The organism is Nocardiopsis sp. iso_237 (genome assembly GCF_056173345.1).
In genome coordinates this window covers 6,165,210-6,183,846 of record NZ_CM149669.1, presented here as the reverse complement: position 1 = coordinate 6,183,846, position 18,637 = coordinate 6,165,210, and the positions used below count along the sequence as shown (strand labels likewise).

Below are 18,637 nucleotides of genomic sequence, written 5' to 3'. Positions count from 1 at the left end.
GGCATTGTGGTCTGGGCTACCAACCGTGATGATCGGCCTGTTCTTCACAAACAGCGCGTCACGGTTCAGACCTCGCGCGTCAACGGAAAGGAGGGGACGGATGAGTGAAACCATGGCATGGTCGGTCGCGACGTTCGGCGTGTACCTGGCCGGCATGGTCGGCATCGGCCTGTGGGTGTACAAGCGCACCGTCTCGCAGTCCGACTTCGTGCTCGGCGGACGCCAGCTGAACCCCTGGGTGAGTGCGCTGAGCGCCAACGCCAGCGACTTCAGCGGTTGGCTGCTGCTGGGCCTGCCCGGCGCCATCTACGTCTCCGGTCTCGGTGAGGCCTGGATCGCGGTGGGTCTGGCCTCGGGCTTCGCCGGCAGCTGGATCCTCATCGCCCCGCGCCTGCGCGTGTACACCGAGCGCGTCACCGACTCCCGCTCCGGCGGCGAGTCCGACTCACTCACGCTGTCCTCCTTCCTGGAGAACCGCTTCAACGACCGCACGCGCTCCCTGCGCGCCGTGTCGGCCGTCCTCATCATCGTCTTCTACTTCTTCTACGTGGCCTCGGGCCTCGTGGCGATGGCCTCCCTCTTCGACCAGGTCTTCGGCCTCTCCCCGGCGCCGGCCATCGCGATCGGCGTCAGCATCGTCGTCCTGTACACGGTGCTCGGCGGCTTCCTCGCCGTGTCCTACACCGACGTGGTGCAGGCGGTCATGATGTGGCTCGCCCTGCTGGTCGTCCCCGTCCTGGCCATCACCCTCCTCGGCGGCTTCGGCGGCCTCGCGGACAGCGTGTCCGAGAAGAGCGACGGCCTGATGTCCGCCTTCGGCGGAGTGGCGCTCGACGGTGACACCGGTCTGTGGAGCTCCACCGAGACCATCGGATGGGTCGTCATCGTCTCCGGTCTGGCCTGGGGCTTCGGCTACTTCGGCCAGCCGCACATCCTCGCCCGCTACATGGGCATCCGCTCGGTGAAGGACATCCCCAAGGCGGCCGTGGTCAGCGTCAGCTGGGCGGTCAGCGCGATGATCCTCGCGGTCCTGGTCGGCTTCATCGGCATCGCCTACTTCGAGACCCCGCTCGGTGACCCCGAGCAGGTCTTCCCCCGCCTGATCGAGGCCCTCTCGCACCCGCTGGTCGCCGGTCTGCTCCTCGCCGCCATCCTCGCGGCCGTCATGAGCACCGCCGACTCCCAGCTCCTGGTGGCCGCGTCGGCACTCACCGAGGACGGCTACAAGGCCTTCGTGGACAAGGACGCCTCCCCCAAGTCCCTGCTGTGGATCAGCCGCGGCACCGTGGTCGCGGTGGCCCTCGTCGCCGCCGGGGTGGCGCTCTGGGGCAACCAGTCCGTCATGGACCTCGTGGGCTACGCCTGGGCGGGCTTCGGCGCCGGGTTCGGCCCGGTCCTGCTGCTGGCCCTGTTCTGGAAGCGCATGACCTGGGCCGGTGCGCTCGCGGGCATGATCGTCGGCGGCACCACCGCCATCGTCTGGGACATCGTCGACAGCGGCTACCTCGGTACCGGCCTGTACGCCATGGTCCCCGCGGTCATCCTGAGCTTCGCCGCCATCTACCTGTGCAACGGCCTGGGCAAGGTCAGCACGCAGATGGAGGAGGACTTCGACAAGGTCGTCCGCGAGATCGGGGAGGGCGAGGCGCCGGAGACCGAGAAGGTCGCCTGACGTCCGTCCCCCCGGGGCCCGTGGTTCCTCCCGGAGTGAACCACGGGCCCCGTAACGAACGGCTTCCGTGCCCGTGTCACGTTCGGCACGGGCACGCTCGCGCTCTGGCGCCGCACCGTCCAGAACGGTAGAACGGTGACATGTCGTCACTGACGGAACACCCGGCCGCGTGGACCCGCACCGACGTCCCCCAGGGCCTGGGACTCGGCACGGTCCTGCCCGAGCCCGACGGCCACCGGCTGGAGGCCGGGGAGACCGTGGTGGAGGGGGCGGAGCGCTTCTTCACGCGCTTCACCGTCCGCACGGACCTGGCCTGGACGACCCGTGAGGTCCGCGCCGAGGTGCTCTCGGCCTCCGGGCCGAGGTCGGTCACGCTCCGGGCCCAGGACGGCCACTGGACCGACGCGGACGGCCGCCCCCTCCCGGAACTGGTGGGCTGCCTGGACGCCGACGTCGCCGCCACGCCCCTCACCAACACGCTCCCCATCCGCCGTCTCGGCCTGCGCCCGGGAGAGCACCGGGACATCGCGGTGGCGTGGATCGACATCCCCTGCCTACGGGTCCGCCGCGTCCGCCAGCGCTACACCCGGCACCCGGCCGAGGACGGTCTGGAGCGCTACACCTACCGCGACCCCCTGCACGGCGAGTACCGGCTGTCCGTGGACGGCGACGGCGTCGTGGTCGACTACGAGCGGTTCGCCCGCCGCCTGCGCGCGGACCCCTGACCGGCGTGGTGAAGCGCTCCCCGCCAAGGGTGATAATCGGTGGACCACGCACCACACGCAGGGAGCGCACGTGACCGAGACAGAGCTGAGCGAGCAGCGCCGCGAGATCATCCGCGACCTCGAAGTCCCCGAGCACTTCGACGTCGGCGCCGAGATCGAGCGCAGAGTGGCCTTCCTCGCGGAGAGACTCACCACGAACGGCTCCCGCGCGCTGGTCCTGGGGATCAGCGGGGGCGTGGACTCGCTCACCGCCGGGCGCCTGTCCCGTCTGGCCGTCGACCGGGCCCGCGAGTCCGGGCACGAGGCCGAGTACGTGGCGGTGCGCCTGCCCTACGGGACCCAGGCGGACGAGGAGGACGCGGCCCGCGCCGTGGAGTTCGGCGCCCCCGACCGCTGCCTGACCGTGGACGTGCGCCCGGCCACGGACGCCATGGCCGCCTCCCTCACCGAGGCCGGTGTGACCCACGAGCACGCCTTCGCCGAGGACTTCGTGGTCGGCAACGTCAAGGCCCGCCAGCGGATGATCGCCCAGTACGCGATCGCGGGCGCCGCGCGCGGCCTGGTGGTCGGCACCGACCACGCGGCCGAGGCGGTCACCGGCTTCTTCACCAAGTACGGTGACGGCGGGGTCGACCTGGTTCCGCTGGCCGGACTGACCAAGCGCCGGGTACGCGCGGTCGCCGCCGAACTGGGCGCCCCCGAGGACCTGGTGAACAAGGTGCCCACGGCCGACCTGGAGACGCTCACCCCGCAGAAGCCCGACGAGGACGCGCTGGGGCTGACCTACGATCAGATCGACGACTTCCTCGAGGGTCTTCCGGTCTCCGACGAGGTGACCCGCACCCTCGTGGACCGCTACGGTGTGACCGCCCACAAGCGCGCCGTCCCCACCGCTCCCTGATCCCCTCGGGGCCCACCGGCATCACCTGCCCGGGCCCGTCGGCGCCTCCGGTCCGCGAACACCCCCGCGCCCCCGGCGCTCCAAGCGGGCGGGTAGTGCTGGCACCACCCCTCGTGGGAGGGCTGGCCGTCGGGGAGAGAGGGTACCCAGCGCCCTCGCGGTGCCCGGCGCCCCGAACCTAGGGTCGTTACCAGCGACGCGTCACCACTGCCGTCATCAGTGTCGGCGGGCGCCCGTGATCAGGGCCCCGTATCGGGACGTGTCGGACCCCCCACAGGTCAGCACAGCCCGGTCAGCACGACCAGGCACCTCCGCGTGCCCGGCCGCCCCCGGACTCCGGGAAAGACCAAGGAGCGACAACCCATGACCGTGATCGCCGAACCCGCGAACGCGGGCGGGGACCGGCCTCAGGCCTCCGCCTCAGCACCGGTGGTGGCCGTGCCCCGACCACGGGGACGTGATCGCTTCCTCGACGCCCTGCGCCTGTTCGTCATGGCCCTGGTGGTCCTCCAGCACTGGTGGCTGCCGGTGCTGACCGTGCAGTCCGAGGGCGATCTCGCGGCGACCAGCGTCCTGAGCACCCCGGGCGGGTTCGCGCTCACCTGGGTCTCCCAGGTCATGCCGCTGATCTTCTTCGTGGGCGGCGCGGCCAACATGATCAGCTGGCGCTCGGCCCAGGGCCGGGGCGAGGCCGCGTCGGTCTGGTGGGCCAAGCGGCTCAGACGGCTGGCCTGGCCCGTGGTGCCCCTCGCGGTGGTGTGGATCCTCGCCTCCCACCTGGCGGTCCTGGGCGGAGCCCAGCAGCAGCCGGTGCTGGTCGGCGCGGGCGCGGCGGGCATGGTGCTGTGGTTCCTGGCCGTGTACGTGCTGGTGGTGGTGGCCACGCCGATCCTGGTGGCCGCCCAGGACAGGTTCGGCTGGTGGGTCCCGGCGGGGCTGCTCGCCGGTGCCATGGTCGTGGACCTGAGCCGGTTCGGCTTCGGGGTGGAGGCCTTCGGCTTCCTGAACGTGGCCTTCGTCTGGCTGGCCGTCCACCAGCTGGGGTTCCGGTACGCGACCGGCGCGATCCGCCGCCCCCACGCGGCGTGGATGGCCGCGGTCGGCGCCGTCACCGCGGTCGTCCTGGTGAACGTGGGCCCGTACTCGTTCAACATGACCGGTGTGTTCGCCGCCGAGACCTCGAACGTCTCCCCGCCGACCCTGGTGCTGGCGGCGCTGGGCGCGGTGCAGGTCGGCGTCGCGATGCTCCTGCGGGACCGGATCTCCGCGTGGACGGACCGGCCCGGTCCGGCGCGGATGCTGGACCGCGTCTCACCGCAGCTGATGACGGTGTACCTGTGGCACATGCTGCCGATCTCGGTGGTGGCCGGAGTCCTCGTGTACGGCCTGGGCATCAACACCCCCGACCCGATGACCGGGCTGTGGCTGCTGTGGGGCGTGCTCGGCGTGGCGGTCCTGGTGCCGATGATCCTGCCGCTCGCCCACTGGGCGGTGCGGTTCGAGGAACCGCCGAAGGTCCTGCGGGGCGACCCCGGGCTGGTCCGCGTGCTGGCCGCCGCCGCACTGATCGGCGGGGGGCTGCTGGCCCTGACCGTGGCCGGTCTGGGCTTCGGGCTGGCGCCGGTGCTGGGTCTGGTGGCCGTGGTGTCCGGCCTGCTGCTCACCGCCGCGCCGCGTGCGCGCACCGCCGGTGAGCCGACCCGGGCACAGCTTTTGCCCAGTTTCCTGGTTCGTCCCGGTGGTCGGGACGGGTACCTCGGGTAGACCGGTGGGATGAACCCCAGACGCATCGCCTTCGACCGGCACGGGAGCGGTCGCCCCGTGGTCCTGCTGCACGGACTCGGTGACCGACGGCAGAGCTGGGAGGCGGTGGCGCCCCGGTTGACCGCTGACTACGAGGTGGTCAGCGTGGACCTGCCGGGGTTCGGGGAGTCCCCTGCGCCGGAGCGGGACGAACCCTACGACGTGCACAGCATGGTGCGGGTGATCCGGGAGTTCTGCGAACTGCACGGGTTGGAACGCCCCCACCTGGCGGGCAACTCGCTGGGCGGTTCGATCGCCCTCGAACTGGGGGTCCAGGGGGTGGCCGGATCGGTGACGGTGTTCTCCCCGGCCGGGTTCTCCGACCGCCTCGCCCGCTGGGGCATGCGTACGGTCGGCGTGGTGGCCAACCTGGCCACGCACCTGCCCATGCCCCTCAAGGAACGGCTCGCGGACACCCCGCCCGCGCGGGCCGCCGCACGTATCGCGCTGCGCGGCGACCCCTCCTCCCCGGAGGCCAAGGCGACCCGGTTCGGTATCCAGGGGCTCACCCCGGGGGCGCCGTACGTGCGCATGGTGCCGAGGATCGCGGACTACGACTTCACCTCGCGCCCGATCCCCTGCCCGGTCACCATCGCCTGGGGCGACCGGGACCGGACCCTGCTGCCCTCCAGCGCCGAGCACGCCCACCAGCGCGTGCCCAACGCGCGCATGGTGTCGCTGCTCGGGGTCGGACACATCCCGATGGCGGACGACCCCCTCAGCGTCGCGGAGCACATCCGCTGGACGTGCAGCGCCGCCGACCGTGCCCGGGGGACGAGCGGAACCCTTCCCGGGAAGCACGGCCCGGGATAGCGTTACGCGCGGAACAACTCCCTGAGGAGGCACTGGTTTGACCACTTCGACACACCCTGCCCCGGGGTCCCCCCCGTGGTTGGCGGCGGAGGAACGGCGGCTGGTCGACTTCGCCGCCGGTGCGGCCGTCCCCGACGGTTTCGGCTGGCTGGACGCCGAGGGCGGGGTGGAGCCCGACCGCCCCACCGAGACCTGGATCACCGCACGCATGACGCACGTGTTCTCCCTGGCGCACCTGCGCGGCGACGCGCGCGCGGCGGAGCTGGCCGACCACGGGCTGGCCGCGCTCTCCGGGCCGCTGCGCGACGCCGATCTGGGCGGATGGTTCGACGAAGTGCCGGAGGGCGGGGATCCCACCAGTATTCGGGAGCGCTCCCAAAAGCTCCCGGACAAGTCCGCCTACCCCCACTCCTTCGTCGTCCTGGCAGCATCCTCCGCGACCCTCGCCGCCCGCCCCGGCGCGCGTGACCTGCTGGACGAGGCCCTGCGGGTGTTCGACGCGCGTTTCTGGGAGGAGGACGCGGACTGCGTCCGGGAGAGCTGGGACGCCGACTGGGCCGTCACCGAGCCCTACCGGGGGGCCAACAGCGCCATGCACTGGGTGGAGGCGCTGCTGGCCGCCGCCGACGCCACCGGCGACACCGACTGGACCCGCCGGGCCCTGGCCGTGGCCGAACGCCTGGTCCACGGGGTGGCCGCCGAGCACGACTGGCGCCTGCCCGAGCACTTCACCCCGGACTGGCGGCCGCTCCCGGACTACAACCGCGACCACCCGGACCACCCCTTCCGCCCCTACGGCAGCACCACGGGCCACCTCCTGGAGTGGGCCCGCCTGCTCCTCCACCTCGAACTCGCCCTGGAACGCGCGGGCGAGACCGTCCCCGCGTGGCCGCGCGCCGACGCCGAACACCTCTTCACCCACGCCGTCCGGCGCGGCTGGGGCGTGGACGGCGCTGAGGGGTTCGCCTACACCCTGGACTGGGAGGACCGCCCGGTCGTGCGCCAGCGCATGCACTGGGTGGTGGCCGAGGCCACCATGGCCGCGTGGGCGCTGGCCCGGCGCACCGGCGACGCCGCCTACACCGAGCGGTACGAGCGCTGGTGGGAGTACGCGGACCGCTTCCACGTGGACCGCGAGCACGGCAGCTGGCGGCACGAGCTGGACCCCGAGAACCGCCCCGGGGGAGCGGTGTGGACGGGCAAGCCGGACGTCTACCACGCCTACCAGGCCACCCTGCTGCCACAGGTCGGGTTCTCGACCTCGATCGCGGCGGCCCTGCGCGGCACCGGAGGAAGCCAGTGACCGAGGAAGCGACGCGCCCCGCACCCGGCGCCGGGACGCCCCGGCTCGTCGTGGTCGGGGAGAACGTCATGGACCTGCTGCCCACCCGGCACGGCCCGGACGTGCTGCGGGCCGCACCCGGCGGCGGACCGGCCAACACGGCGCTGGCCGCCGCCCGGCTGGGCACGCCCACCCGGCTGCTCGCCCGGATCGGGGCCGACGGATTCGGCGCGCTCATCCGGGAACGCCTCCTGGCCGGGGGGCTGGACCCCGCCGGTCTGGTCGCGGCGGAGGAGCCGTCCGCCCTGGCCCTGGCCACGCTCGGTGCGGACGGGGCGGCCCGGTACGACTTCCGCATGGACGACGCCGCCGACTGGCGGTGGCGTCCCGGTGAGCTCCCCGGCACCCTGGAGCCCGGGGTGCGGGCCCTGCACGCCGCCTCGATCGCCCTGTTCCGGGAACCGGGGGCCTCACGGATCGAGGCGCTGCTGCGGCGCGAGCACGGCCGGGGGCAGGTGACGGTCTCCCTCGACCCCAACATCCGCGCGGACGTGGTGGGGGACCCGGCCGAGGCCCGCGCGCTGGCCCTGCGCCACGCCGCCCAGGCCCACGTGGTCAAGGCCAGCGACGAGGACCTGGCCTTCCTCCACCCCGGGCTCACCCCGGAGGAGGCCGCGCACGCCCTGGCCGCGCTCGGTCCGGCGTTGGTCGTGGTCACCCTGGGCGCGGACGGGGCGTTCGCCCTCTCCCACGGCGTGACGGCCGCGGTCCCCGCGCCGAGGGTGGCGGTCGTGGACACGGTCGGCGCGGGCGACTCCTTCATGGGTGCCCTGCTCCACCGCCTCGACCTCGACGGGAGGCTGGGTGAGCGGCCGCGGAGCCGCCTGACCGGGCTGACCGAGGCGGACCTGACCGAGCTGCTGACCTACGCCGTCACCGCCGCCGCCCACACGGTCACCCGGGTGGGTGCCGATCCCCCCACCACCGACGAACTGCGGGAACGCCTGGACGCCTGAGCGGACCGGTGGGAGGGGCCGACCCCTCCCACCGGGCGGGCCCGCGCCGCTGGCGGTGCCCCTCCCGACGGGGCGTCAGACCCGGGGGATCCTGGGGCGGGGCACCGAGCCCAGGCCCTCGCGGGACTGCGCCACGACATGGTCCACCACGTCGGTCATCCGCTCGCGGCGCGCGTGGGCGACCCGCTGGCGGTGGGCGCCGGAACCCACCGTCAGGACCCGGTCGAGCAGGGACGACACGAGGTCCGTGTCCCCGGAGACGGCCAGGCCGGGCAGGGCGGCCCGGCGGACCCGCTCCATGGCGGCGCTCGCGGTCAGGGACTCGCCGGTCAGCGGGTCGGGGACCACCCCCTCCAGCCCCTCCCGGGCGGCCCGCCACACGGCGGCGCGCAGGGTGTGCGTGCTGACGTCGGGTGCGGGGACCCCGTGCCGCACGTCGGTGAGGGCCCGCGCGGCCAGGCCGCGCGTGAGGGTCGCGAAGAGCAGGGCCTCCTCGGCGGTGGCGGCCACGTCGCCCACCCGGATCTCCAGCGTGGGCAGGTGGTCGGAGAGGCGGATGTCCCAGTAGACCATGCGGCGGTCCAGGACCGCCCCGGTGGAGGTGAGCCCCCGGACGGCGCTCTCGTGCTCCTTGAGGGTGCGCATCAGCGGCGGCGGTCCGGCGGAGGGCAGCCGGTTCCAGGTGACCGTCCGCCAGCTGGCGTGGCCGGTGTCGCGCCCGGACTGGAAGGGTGAGTTCGCGGCCAGCGCGACCAGGAAGGGCAGCCACCGGCGCAGGTGGTCGCTGACGGCCACGGCGGTGGCGGGGTCGGGGACGCCGACGTGCACGTGACAGCCGCACACCACGTGGGAGGCGCGCAGGGCGCCGAAGTGGGACGCGATGGCGGAGTAGCGGCGGCCCTGGCTGACGGTGGCCGACGCCGGGTCACCCAGGACGGGCGTGCCGGTGGCGGCCACGGCCAGGCCCGCGCTGTCGGCGGCCCGGTGGAGTTCCGCCCGTGCGGTCTCCAGGAACGCGCGGGCCTCCTCCGAGGTGGTGCACACGGGGCTGTTGGCCTCCACCTGGGCGCGGGTGAACTCGCCGCACAGGTGGGGCCCGAAGGAACGGGCGTGGGCCAGGACGTCGGGTGCGCGGGAGAGGATGCGGCGCGTGCGCGGGTCGACGACGAAGAACTCCTCCTCCACACCGAACGTCAGGGGTCGGTTCGCGGCGCCGACGGGTATGCGTCGGTCGTCCGCTGTCAGGGAGCGGTTCTCCATGCGGGTCCTCCGGCTGTCCGATCCAGTGTGTCCCGCACTGGATATCCCGCACGGGGACGGCCGCGACAGTGTCCCGAAGTGGACAAAAAGCTATCCAAGAGTCGTTTGTGCTGTTTGTCTGGTTCGTTGACGGGGTGCCGTCGGCGCGTCGCGTCCTGACTACCTGGACGGACGCCCGCGGGGTTCCGGTAGGGCGGCACATGAGCGAACCGGAACATTTTTTCGGCATCGCGGACCCGGTCAGACCACCGTATTCGCGTGCGCAACACGCTCCCCGAGAAGCCACCCGAGGACCACCAGAACCCCCGTGCGCGGACGCCACTCGCGGCACCGGGCGGGTATCGGTGAAACGACCAGTGTGTTCGTGCACACCTGCCGGAGCGGGGCGGCGCTGTGCGAATGTGAACAACGTGACGGAACGGTACACGGAGCCCCCGAGCGTACGCCTCCGGGGCCGGGACGCTGAGCGGAGGACCCTCGCCGACACCCTGGGCGACGCGAGGTCCGGCCGAGGTGCGTCCGTGCTCCTCACCGGCGGTCCGGGCCAGGGCCGGAGCCTCCTGCTCGACCACACCCGCGACACCGCGGGTGACTTCACCGTCCTCCACGCGGGCGGGGTCCGCACCGAGACCGACCTCGCCTGCTCCGGCCTCCAACGCCTCCTGCGCCCCGTGGCACCGGTGCTCGACCGACTCCCGGCGCCCCGGCGCGACCTCCTGCGCGAGGCCCTCACCCGGGGCGGCGGCACCGGCACCGACCGCTACCCGCTCTACACCGCCGTCCTCGAACTCCTCTCCGAGGCGAGCACCGAACGGCCCCTCCTGCTGTGCGTGGACGACGCCGAACTCCTGGACGCCACCTCGCTCGACGCCCTGGCGTTCGCCGCGCGGCGTCTCACCGGGACCCGGATCGCCGCCGTGTTCGCGGCCCTGGGCGGGCACGCCGCCCCTTCCACCGCCCCCGGGCCGGTCCCGGGGGTGACCGAACTGGCCCTCGCCCCACTGGAGGACCGCGCGGTGCACGACCTGCTCGTCGACCGCGCCCCCGCCCACCTGTCGTCCCCGGTCCGTACCGGACTGGTACGCGCCGCCCACGGCAACCCCGCGGCGGCCCTCGGCTTCCTCTCGTCCCTGACCCCGGAGCAGGTCCGGGGCGAACACCCCCCGCCCGAGCCCCTCCCGCTCGCGGCGCGGTTGCGCTCCGCGCTGATCGCCCCCTACGAGGAGCTGCCGGACGACGCCAGGCGCCTCCTGCTACTCGGAGCGCTGGCCGCCGAACCCCGGGTCCACCTGATCCTGGACGCCGCGCGAGAGCCCGACCACCCCGAACCCGCGCCCTCGGTGTCCACCCTCGAACCGGCCGAGCAACGCGGCCTGGTGCGGGTGGACGGCGACACCCTGGTCTTCCCCGACCCGCTCCTGCGCGAGGCCGTCGTCCAGGCCACCCCCGCCGGTCGCCTGCGCGCGGCCCACCGGGCCCTGGCCGGGGTGACCGACCGCGAGCACGCCCCGGTCGAGTTCGCCCGGCACTCCGCCTGCGGCGCCGAGGCCCCCGACGCCGACCTCGCCGACCGGATCGCGGACGCCGCCCGGCGGGCCAAACGCCTGGCGGGCCCCCTCGCCGCCTCCCACACCAACGAGCGCGCCGCCGCCCTCACCCCCGACCCCGACGAACGCGCCTGCCGCCTGGCCACCGCCTCCCACGAGTCCCATCTCGCCGGAGAGCCCGAGCGCGCCGCACGGCTGCTCGGGCGGGCCCGGCCGCTCGCGGTGTCCGACCGCCGCCGGGCCGTGGTCGCCCTCATCGAGGCCGAGTTCGAGACGCTCGACTCCAACGCCGTCGACGCGGCGGAACGGTTGTACGCCGCCGGGCGCGCCCTCGTCCCGCACGACCGCGCCCTCGCCCTGCGCGCCCTGGTCCGCTCCGCCGACAGCGCCTCCTACGCGGGGGACCCGGTCCGCCACGCCAGGGCCGCCGAACTCGCCGTCCCCCTGGTCCGCGCGGACGATCCGCCCTCGATGCGGTTGACCGCCGCCTTCCTGGAGGGGTGCACGGTCTCGTTCCGCGGCGACTACGTGAACTCCACCCCGCTTCTGCGCGAGGCGATCCGGCTCTCGCACGGAATGAGCGCCCCCTCGGAGCTGGTGTGGGCCGGGATCTGCGGCCTCCGTCTGGGGGACGCCCCCTTCGTCCGCGCCGTCACCTCCCGCGCGGCCGAGTCGGCCCGGTCCCGGGGAGAACACGTGTTCGTGCCCCCGGCGCTGGCCTTCCTCGTCTTCTCCGAGTTCTGGAGCGGTCGCTTCCCGTCCGCCGCCGGGACCGCCCTGGCCGGGCTGCGCGCCTCCCGCGAGTCCGGCCAGTCCGTCTGGGTCGCCCAGAACCTCGCGTCGCTGGCGATGATCGCCGCCATCCAGGGCGACGTCGACACCTGCCACATCCGGGCGCGCGCGGTGACCGCCCAGGCCGGGGAGCGGAGCCTCGGCCTGCCCTCCGCACTGGCCTCCTGGGCGCTGGCCGTCCTCGAACTCTCACGGGGCAACGCCGCCGACGCCTTCTTCCGGCTGCGCTCCCTGGTGCACGCCGGACCCGGACACGGACACCCCACCATGCGCCTGCTCACCGCGCCGCACTTCGTGGAGGCCGCGGTCCGCACGGGCAAGATCGGCTGGGCGCGCGCCTCCCAGGCCGGGTACCGGGGCTGGGCGGAGGCCGTGGAGAGCCCGAGCGCCCTGGCCCTGGCCGCGCGCGGCGACGGCCTGCTCGCCACCGGCGAGGAGGCGGCCGACCACTTCGGCACCGCGCTCGACCTGCACCGGGCCTGCGGCGACGACGACGTCGAACACGCGCGCACCCAGCTGCTATTCGGCGCCTCCCTCCGCCGGTCCCGCCTGCCCGGGCGCGCCCGGGAGCACCTGTACAACGCCCTGGAGACCTTCGAGCGCTTCGGCGCGCGGCTGTGGGTCCGGCAGACCCGGGCCGAGCTGCGCGCCATCGGTACCGCCGAACGCGGCCCGGAGACCCCGGCCACCGGCGAACTGACCGCGCAACAGCAGCAGATCGCGCAGCTGGTGGCGGAGGGCGCCACCAACCGCGAGGTGGCCGCGCACATGTTCATCAGCCCGCGCACCGTGGAGCACCACCTGCGCGGCATCTTCCGCAAGCTCAACATCAGGTCCCGGGTGGACCTGGCCCGTCTCCTGAACTGAACACGTCCCGGGGCCGGACGCCACGGGCGTGCGGGTGCCCCGTCGCGCCGACCGGTCGATACCAACTGGTCGGTATGAGATCCGGCGAGTCGCCGGAGAGAGGCAGCCATGACAACGACCGCACCGGAACACCTCCTGACAGCGGACGGGGTGACCGTGCGCTTCGGAGGGCTCACCGCGCTCGACGACGTCGGACTCCGGGTCGATCCGGGCTCCGTCGTCGGCCTCATCGGCCCCAACGGAGCGGGTAAGACCACCCTCTTCAACGTCCTGTCCGGGGTGCTGCGCCCCACCAGGGGAGCCGTCTCCTGGAAGGGGACACCCCGGACCGGCAGGCGCACGCACCACCTGGCCAGGGCCGGGATCGCCCGGACCTTCCAGGGCCTCAACCTGTTCCCGATGATGCCCGTCCTCGAGAACGTCATGGTGGGCGCCGACCGCCTCGCCCGGGGAGGGGCGCTCTCCCTCGTCAGCGGCCTCGGACGGCACCACCGCGACGAACACCGTCTCAGGGGGCGTGCCATGGCCGCCCTGGAACGCTTCGGTGTCGCCGAGCACGCCCACCGACTCCCCGGCACCCTGCCCTACGGCGTACAGAAGCAGGTCGCCCTCGCGCGGGCCTGCGTCGGAGAACCCGAACTCCTCCTCCTGGACGAACCCGCCAGCGGACTCTCCGGCCACCAGACCACCGAGCTGGGCGAGCGGATCCGCGGGTTCCGCCAGGACATGGCGGTCGTCCTCGTCGAGCACCACATGGACCTGGTCATGAACGTCTGCGACCGCGTCGTGGTCCTCGACTTTGGCAGGATCATCTCCTCCGGAACCCCCGAGGAGGTCCAGGCCGACCCCGCCGTCACCCGCGCCTACCTGGGCACCTCCGACACCCCGGCCACGGGGCCCGACGACGGGAACGGGGACCGCCGATGACCCGCGTGCCCCTGCTCACCGTGGAGGGCCTCAGCGCCTCCTACGGCGCCGTCCGGGCCCTCGACGACGTCAGCCTCACCGTTCCCGAACGCGGACTCTGCGCCGTCCTCGGGGCCAACGGCGCGGGCAAGACCACCCTCCTGCGCACCCTCACCGGCCTGCACCGCGCCGCTGCGGGCCGGGTCCTGCTCGCGGACGAGGACATCACCCGGCTCCCCACGGAACAGGTCGTCACCCGAGGCCTGGCCCACGTCCCCGAGGGCGGCGGGGTGGTCGTCGAACTCACCGTGGAGGAGAACCTGCGCCTGGGCGCCCTGTGGCGCGCGGACCGGCGCGACCGCACCACCCTCGACGAGGTCATGGACCTCTTCCCGCCCCTGGCGGAGCGCCGCACCAGGGCGGCGGCCACCCTCTCCGGCGGTGAGCGGCAGATGCTCGCCATCGGCCGCGCCCTCATGGCCCGGCCCCGCGTCCTGCTCCTCGACGAACCCTCGCTCGGCCTCGCGCCCCTGATCACCCGGCGCATCCTCGACCTGCTCCGCGACCTCCGCGACCGTACCGGCCTCACCGTCGTCCTCGTGGAACAGAACGCCGCCGGGGCCCTGTCCGTGACCGACCACGGATACGTCCTCAACCAGGGCCGTGTCGTGGCGGAGGGGCCCTCCGCCGAACTCCTGGCGGACGACCGCACACGCCACGCCTACCTCGGCTTCTGAGGGAGACCCCCATGAACTACTTCGTCACCCTGACCCTCAACGGGCTGGCCTCCGGGGCGGCCTACGCGGCACTGGCGCTCTCCCTGGTCATCATCTACCAGGCCACCCGGCTCGTGAACTTCGCCCAGCCCGCCCTCGCGCTGCTGTCCGTCTACACCGCCTACACGGTCACCCAGCTCACCGGCTCCTACTGGCTCGGGTTCGCCGCCGCCCTGACGGCGGGGCTGCTGGTCGGGGCCTTCGTGGAGCGCTTCGTCGTCCGCCCCATCGCCAGGACCTCCCAGCTCAACGCCATCATCGTCACCCTCGGCCTCCTCCTGGTGGTCCAGGGCGGGGTCGGCATGGTCTGGGGCAACGAACAGCACGGCTTCCGGTACGCGTTCAGCTACGTGGGCCGCTTCGCCCCCTCGGACGTGTTCGCCCTGGTCTCCGTGGGGGCGGCCGCCCTCCTGCTGTTCGCCCTGTACCGGTTCACGCCCCTCGGCCTGCGGATGCGCGCCGCCGCCTTCCACCCGGAGGCGGCCCGGCTCAGCGGTGTGCGGGTCGGCCTCATGCTCACGGCGGGCTGGGGCATCGCCTCCCTCATCGGAGCGCTGGCGGGCATGCTCGCCGGGCCTCCGTTCATCTCACCGAACGTCTTCGACGTGGTGTTCGTCTTCGGGATCACGGCGGCGGTGGTGGGCGGACTCGACAACCCCTTCGGCGCCGTCGTCGGCGGACTGCTCATCGGGCTCGGCATGTCCTACGTGTCCGGGTTCCTCGGACCCGAACTGGCGACCCTCGCCGCCCTCGTCATCGTCGTGGCCGTCCTGAGCGTGCGCCCCGACGGCATCCTCTCCCGACCGACCGCCCGAAAGGTCTAGCCAGTCATGCCCCTGCCCGTCCGCCACCTGCTACTGGCCGCCCTCGGCCTGGCCGCCGTCGCCGGGCTGCTGTTCGTGACCGGCGACCTCACCGCCCTGCGCGTCGCCGCCGTCGGGTACACCATGCTCGCCGTCGCCGGGCTCCAACTCCTGGTCGGCGGCTCCGGACAGGTCTCCCTCGGCCACGGCGCGTTCATGATGATCGGCGCCTACACGATGGCGCTGCTGGTCCTGCACCAGCCGACCCTGCCGCTCGCCGCCAACCTCGGCGTCATCGTCGCGGTGTCCGTCGTGGCGGGCGTCGCGGTGGGCGCCGCCACCGCGCGCCTGCACGGGCCGTACCTGGCCGGTGCGACACTCATCCTCGCCGTGGGCCTGCCCGGGCTGGCCCACCGGTTCCACGGTCTCCTCGGCGGCAGCAACGGCCTCAACATCCGCACCGCGGGAGCCCCGCCGATCCTCGACGGACTCGTGACGACCAGCGAGTGGCGGGCCCTGGTCGTGTGGACCACGGTCGTGCTCGGCCTGGCCGCGCTCGCCACGATCTCCGCCGGGCGCCTCGGCCGCCGCATGCGCGCCATCCGGGACGACGAGACCGCCGCCGCCATGGCGGGGGTCCCCGTCGGCGCCACCAAGGTTGTCGCCTTCGTCATCGCCTCCGCGGCGGGCGGTCTGGCCGGCGGACTCCAGGCCTACGTCCTCGGCACCGTCACCCCCAGCAGTTTCACCCTCGTGCTCTCGCTGACCCTGCTCGCCGCGCTGGTGCTCGGCGGCATCGGCAGTCTGTGGGGCGCGCTGTGGGCCTCGATCGCCGTCGTCTACCTGGACGTGTGGGCCACCGACCTCGCACGGGCGGCGGACCTGGGACGCAACGCCGAGAACAACCTGCCGGTGGTGTTCTTCGGCGTGGTCCTCATCCTCGTCCTGCGGTTCTGGCCCCTCGGCGTCCACGGCGCCCTCCGAAGCCTCGGAGCCCGCCTCCGGGCGGTCCGCTCCGCCACCTCCTCGTGAACCCCCCAGTGAAGGAGACAACCATGCGCGAACACCGAACACGGGTCCTGTTGGCCCCGGCCCTGGCCCTCGTCATGCTGGCCGCGGCCTGCTCGGGCGCGGGCGAGGTCGGCCAGGGCGCCGACGCCGACCTGGACGTGGCCCCGGGGGTCACGGACGACGCCGTCGTCATCGGCACCCACCAACCGCTCACCGGCCCGGCCGCACCCGGCTACCTGGCGGTCTCCCAGGGAGCGGGAGCCGTGTTCGACCACGTCAACGACCAGGGCGGGGTCAACGGGAGGCGGATCGACTACCGGGTCGAGGACGACGGCTACGACCCCTCCCGGACCGTCGACGTCACCCGCCAACTGGTCATCGAGGACGAGATCTTCGCGATGGTGGGGGGCCTCGGCACGCCCACCCACGGGGGTGTCATCGACTACCTCAACGACGAGGGGGTGCCCGACGTCTTCCCGGCCTCGGGCGCCCTCGCCTGGAACAACACGGAGGAGCACCCGCTCACCTACGGCTGGCAGACCGACTACACCAAGGAAGCCAAGATCCAGGGCGAGTACATCACCGAGAACTTCCCCGGGCGGGACGTCGGGTACCTGTTCCAGAACGACGACGTCGGTGAGGACTCCCAGGCCGGACTCGACCAGTACCTGTCCGACGAGGTCGTGGCCCGCGAGCACTACGAGTCGGACATCCCCGACCTCGGCTCGCAGATGGCCGAGTTGGAGAACGCCGGGGCGGAGGTGGTCGTCTGCTCCTGCATCCCGGCCTTCGTCGCGCTCGGCATGCTGGAGGCGGCCCGGATCGGCTACGAGCCCCAGTGGGTGATCTCCAGCATCGGCGGGGACACCGCCACGCTCCAGGCGCTGCTCACCGAGTTCACCGAGGACACCGACGCGGAGGGCGTCCCGGCCGACGCCTTCCTGGAGGGGGCGGTCGTGACGAGCTACATGCCGCGCGTGGAGGACGAGGACGACGAGTGGGGCCGGTTCTTCGTCGACGTGTACGAGGAGTACGGACACGGCGGACCTCCCACCAACACGCACATGTTCGGCATGACCCAGGCCGTCATGTTCGCCCAGGTCCTGAAGTCGGCGGGGGAGGACCTCACCCGCCAGTCCCTGGTCGACGCCCTGGAGACCCAGGAGTGGCAGGGCCCGGGCTTCACGCCCTTCTCCTCCAGCGAGGGTGACCACGGCGGCCACCAGGGCGTGTACGTCGTGCGGTTCGAGGCGGGCGGCGCCATCGAGATGGTGCAGGAGGCCCGGGTGACCGACCGCGGGGACGGCCCCGTCGAGGAGGTCGACTTCGAGCGGCTCTCCCCGCAGGACCTTCCCTTCCACGACTGACGTCGACCGTCGGAGCCGGAGTGCGCACGGACCGCGCGCTCCGGCTCCCTTCCGCGTCGGGGCCGGTCAGGCGGTGGCGCTGCCGCCGCGCTCCAGGAGCCCCGGGCGTGAGGGGCGGCGGACACGGGAAGGGGCCGGTGGGAGATCCCCACCGGCCCCGACCGGGTCTCACCGCGACGACCCGGCCGCCGGATCAGCCGCCGTGCGGGCAGGAGTCCCGGTAGTCGGAGAAGTCGGTGCCGATCCCCGTGCGAGGCGGCGGGCAGAGGAACTGCTCATAGCGCTCGTCGTCGTCCACGAACCGCTTGAGCCACGAGATGCCGTACTTCGCGATGGTGGTGTTGGAGACGTTCGGCGCGAAGTGGCTCGCGCCGCGCAGCTCCAGGTAGGCCCGGTCCAGGGAGCCGGGCAGGCTCTCGTACATCGGGATGGCGTGCGAGCGGACCGACGCGGTGACGTCGTTCTGGGCGCCGACGACCAGCGTGGGCGTCTGTACGCTCGACCAGTTCTTCTGCGTGTGCCAGGGGGTCAGCGGGATCGCCGCGCGCAGCTCCGGCCGCGAGTCGACGGCGGCCAGGGTGCCGCCACCGCCCATCGAGTGCCCCATGACGGCCATGCGGTCGGCGTCCACGCGGTCGCTCACCGCGCTGCTGTCGGCCAGGTAGTCCAGGGCGGCCTCCAACTGGCGGCCCCGGCTGTTCGGCTGGTCGTAGCGGGTGATGGTGTCGATGGTGAACACCACGAAGCCCTGCGAGGCGAAGCGGTGCCCGTACCAGGACATGGACGACTCGCTGGCGGTGTACCCGGGGGCGACCACCACACCGCCGAAGGTGCCCTGGGAGGTGTCGGTCGGATAGTAGATGGTTCCGCCACCGAAGCCGCTCACCAGCGAGGACACGGAGGTGGTGGCGGTGTCGAAGTGGCCGCGGGGCGCCGTGACGCTCTGCTCCGTCGGGTCCGGACCGCGTTCGTGCGGGTTGGCGGCCTGGGCCGGGGAGACGGCCGCACCCGCGCCGAACAGGGCCAGGCCCACCACCAGGGCGGACTTCGCGGCGACCGCCGCCGCCCAGGAGCGGGTGCGCGGCACCCGGGCGGT

15 protein-coding genes are annotated in these 18,637 nt (G+C 73.3%); 13 read left to right on the top strand and 2 right to left on the bottom strand.

The genetic code is table 11. The features are described 5' to 3' along the window. Positions 1 to 112 precede the first annotated feature (112 nt). From putP to AC0VYM_RS27785, 7 genes are all read left to right on the top strand, one after another. Entirely contained in the window at positions 113 to 1,672 is a 1,560-nt protein-coding gene (putP, locus tag AC0VYM_RS27815; RefSeq protein ID WP_475463272.1) for a sodium/proline symporter PutP, read from the top strand. 140 nt (positions 1,673 to 1,812) lie between these two features. Next, positions 1,813 to 2,397 carry a putative glycolipid-binding domain-containing protein gene (locus AC0VYM_RS27810; RefSeq protein WP_475457060.1) on the top strand — a complete coding sequence of 195 codons (585 nt, stop codon included), beginning with the start codon at positions 1,813 to 1,815 and terminating at the stop codon, positions 2,395 to 2,397. 70 nt (positions 2,398 to 2,467) lie between these two features. Next, positions 2,468 to 3,298, top strand: coding sequence for an ammonia-dependent NAD(+) synthetase (gene nadE / locus AC0VYM_RS27805; protein WP_475457058.1), 831 nt, complete (start codon positions 2,468 to 2,470; stop codon positions 3,296 to 3,298). Between the two features lie 363 nt (positions 3,299 to 3,661). Further along, complete coding sequence (locus tag AC0VYM_RS27800) at positions 3,662 to 5,062, top strand: acyltransferase family protein (RefSeq protein ID WP_475457056.1); 1,401 nt, start codon at positions 3,662 to 3,664, stop codon at positions 5,060 to 5,062. 9 nt (positions 5,063 to 5,071) lie between these two features. After that, entirely contained in the window at positions 5,072 to 5,914 is an 843-nt protein-coding gene (locus AC0VYM_RS27795; protein ID WP_475457054.1) for an alpha/beta fold hydrolase, read from the top strand. Positions 5,915 to 5,951: 37 nt separating this feature from the next. Next, complete coding sequence (locus tag AC0VYM_RS27790; protein WP_475457052.1) at positions 5,952 to 7,217, top strand: AGE family epimerase/isomerase; 1,266 nt, start codon at positions 5,952 to 5,954, stop codon at positions 7,215 to 7,217. Further along, complete coding sequence (locus AC0VYM_RS27785) at positions 7,214 to 8,212, top strand: carbohydrate kinase family protein (protein ID WP_475457050.1); 999 nt, start codon at positions 7,214 to 7,216, stop codon at positions 8,210 to 8,212. Before AC0VYM_RS27790 ends, AC0VYM_RS27785 begins: the two co-directional genes overlap by 4 nt. Positions 8,213 to 8,287: 75 nt before the next feature. Here the strand turns inward: AC0VYM_RS27785 and AC0VYM_RS27780 are convergent, their stop codons facing one another. Next, a complete protein-coding gene (locus AC0VYM_RS27780; protein WP_475457048.1) occupies positions 8,288 to 9,472 on the bottom strand; it encodes a carboxylate-amine ligase in 1,185 nt (394 codons plus the stop codon). A 410-nt stretch (positions 9,473 to 9,882) separates the two neighbouring features. On the opposite strand from AC0VYM_RS27780, the gene AC0VYM_RS27775 reads away from it, so the two are divergent. The 6 genes from AC0VYM_RS27775 to AC0VYM_RS27750 all read left to right on the top strand — a co-directional run bounded on the left by AC0VYM_RS27775 (position 9,883) and on the right by AC0VYM_RS27750 (position 17,541). Further along, positions 9,883 to 12,678: a LuxR C-terminal-related transcriptional regulator gene (locus AC0VYM_RS27775; RefSeq protein ID WP_475457046.1), complete on the top strand. Its 2,796-nt coding sequence runs from the start codon at positions 9,883 to 9,885 to the stop codon at positions 12,676 to 12,678. Between the two features lie 108 nt (positions 12,679 to 12,786). After that, positions 12,787 to 13,605, top strand: a complete 819-nt coding sequence (locus AC0VYM_RS27770; protein ID WP_475457044.1) for an ABC transporter ATP-binding protein — start codon at positions 12,787 to 12,789, stop codon at positions 13,603 to 13,605. After that, positions 13,602 to 14,321 (top strand): ABC transporter ATP-binding protein, encoded by a 720-nt coding sequence (locus tag AC0VYM_RS27765; protein WP_475457042.1) that lies wholly within the window; start codon positions 13,602 to 13,604, stop codon positions 14,319 to 14,321. Before AC0VYM_RS27770 ends, AC0VYM_RS27765 begins: the two co-directional genes overlap by 4 nt. A gap of 11 nt (positions 14,322 to 14,332) precedes the next feature. Then, complete coding sequence (locus AC0VYM_RS27760; RefSeq protein WP_475457040.1) at positions 14,333 to 15,184, top strand: branched-chain amino acid ABC transporter permease; 852 nt, start codon at positions 14,333 to 14,335, stop codon at positions 15,182 to 15,184. Between the two features lie 6 nt (positions 15,185 to 15,190). After that, the gene (locus tag AC0VYM_RS27755) at positions 15,191 to 16,195 is read left to right on the top strand and encodes a branched-chain amino acid ABC transporter permease (RefSeq protein WP_475457038.1); all 1,005 of its coding nucleotides are present in this window, start codon (positions 15,191 to 15,193) and stop codon (positions 16,193 to 16,195) included. A 23-nt stretch (positions 16,196 to 16,218) separates the two neighbouring features. Next, positions 16,219 to 17,541 carry an ABC transporter substrate-binding protein gene (locus AC0VYM_RS27750; protein ID WP_475457036.1) on the top strand — a complete coding sequence of 441 codons (1,323 nt, stop codon included), beginning with the start codon at positions 16,219 to 16,221 and terminating at the stop codon, positions 17,539 to 17,541. A gap of 193 nt (positions 17,542 to 17,734) precedes the next feature. On the opposite strand, the gene AC0VYM_RS27745 is transcribed toward AC0VYM_RS27750, so the two are convergent. Continuing rightward, positions 17,735 to 18,628 (bottom strand): alpha/beta hydrolase family protein, encoded by an 894-nt coding sequence (locus AC0VYM_RS27745; protein ID WP_475463270.1) that lies wholly within the window; start codon positions 18,626 to 18,628, stop codon positions 17,735 to 17,737. Positions 18,629 to 18,637 lie beyond the last annotated feature (9 nt).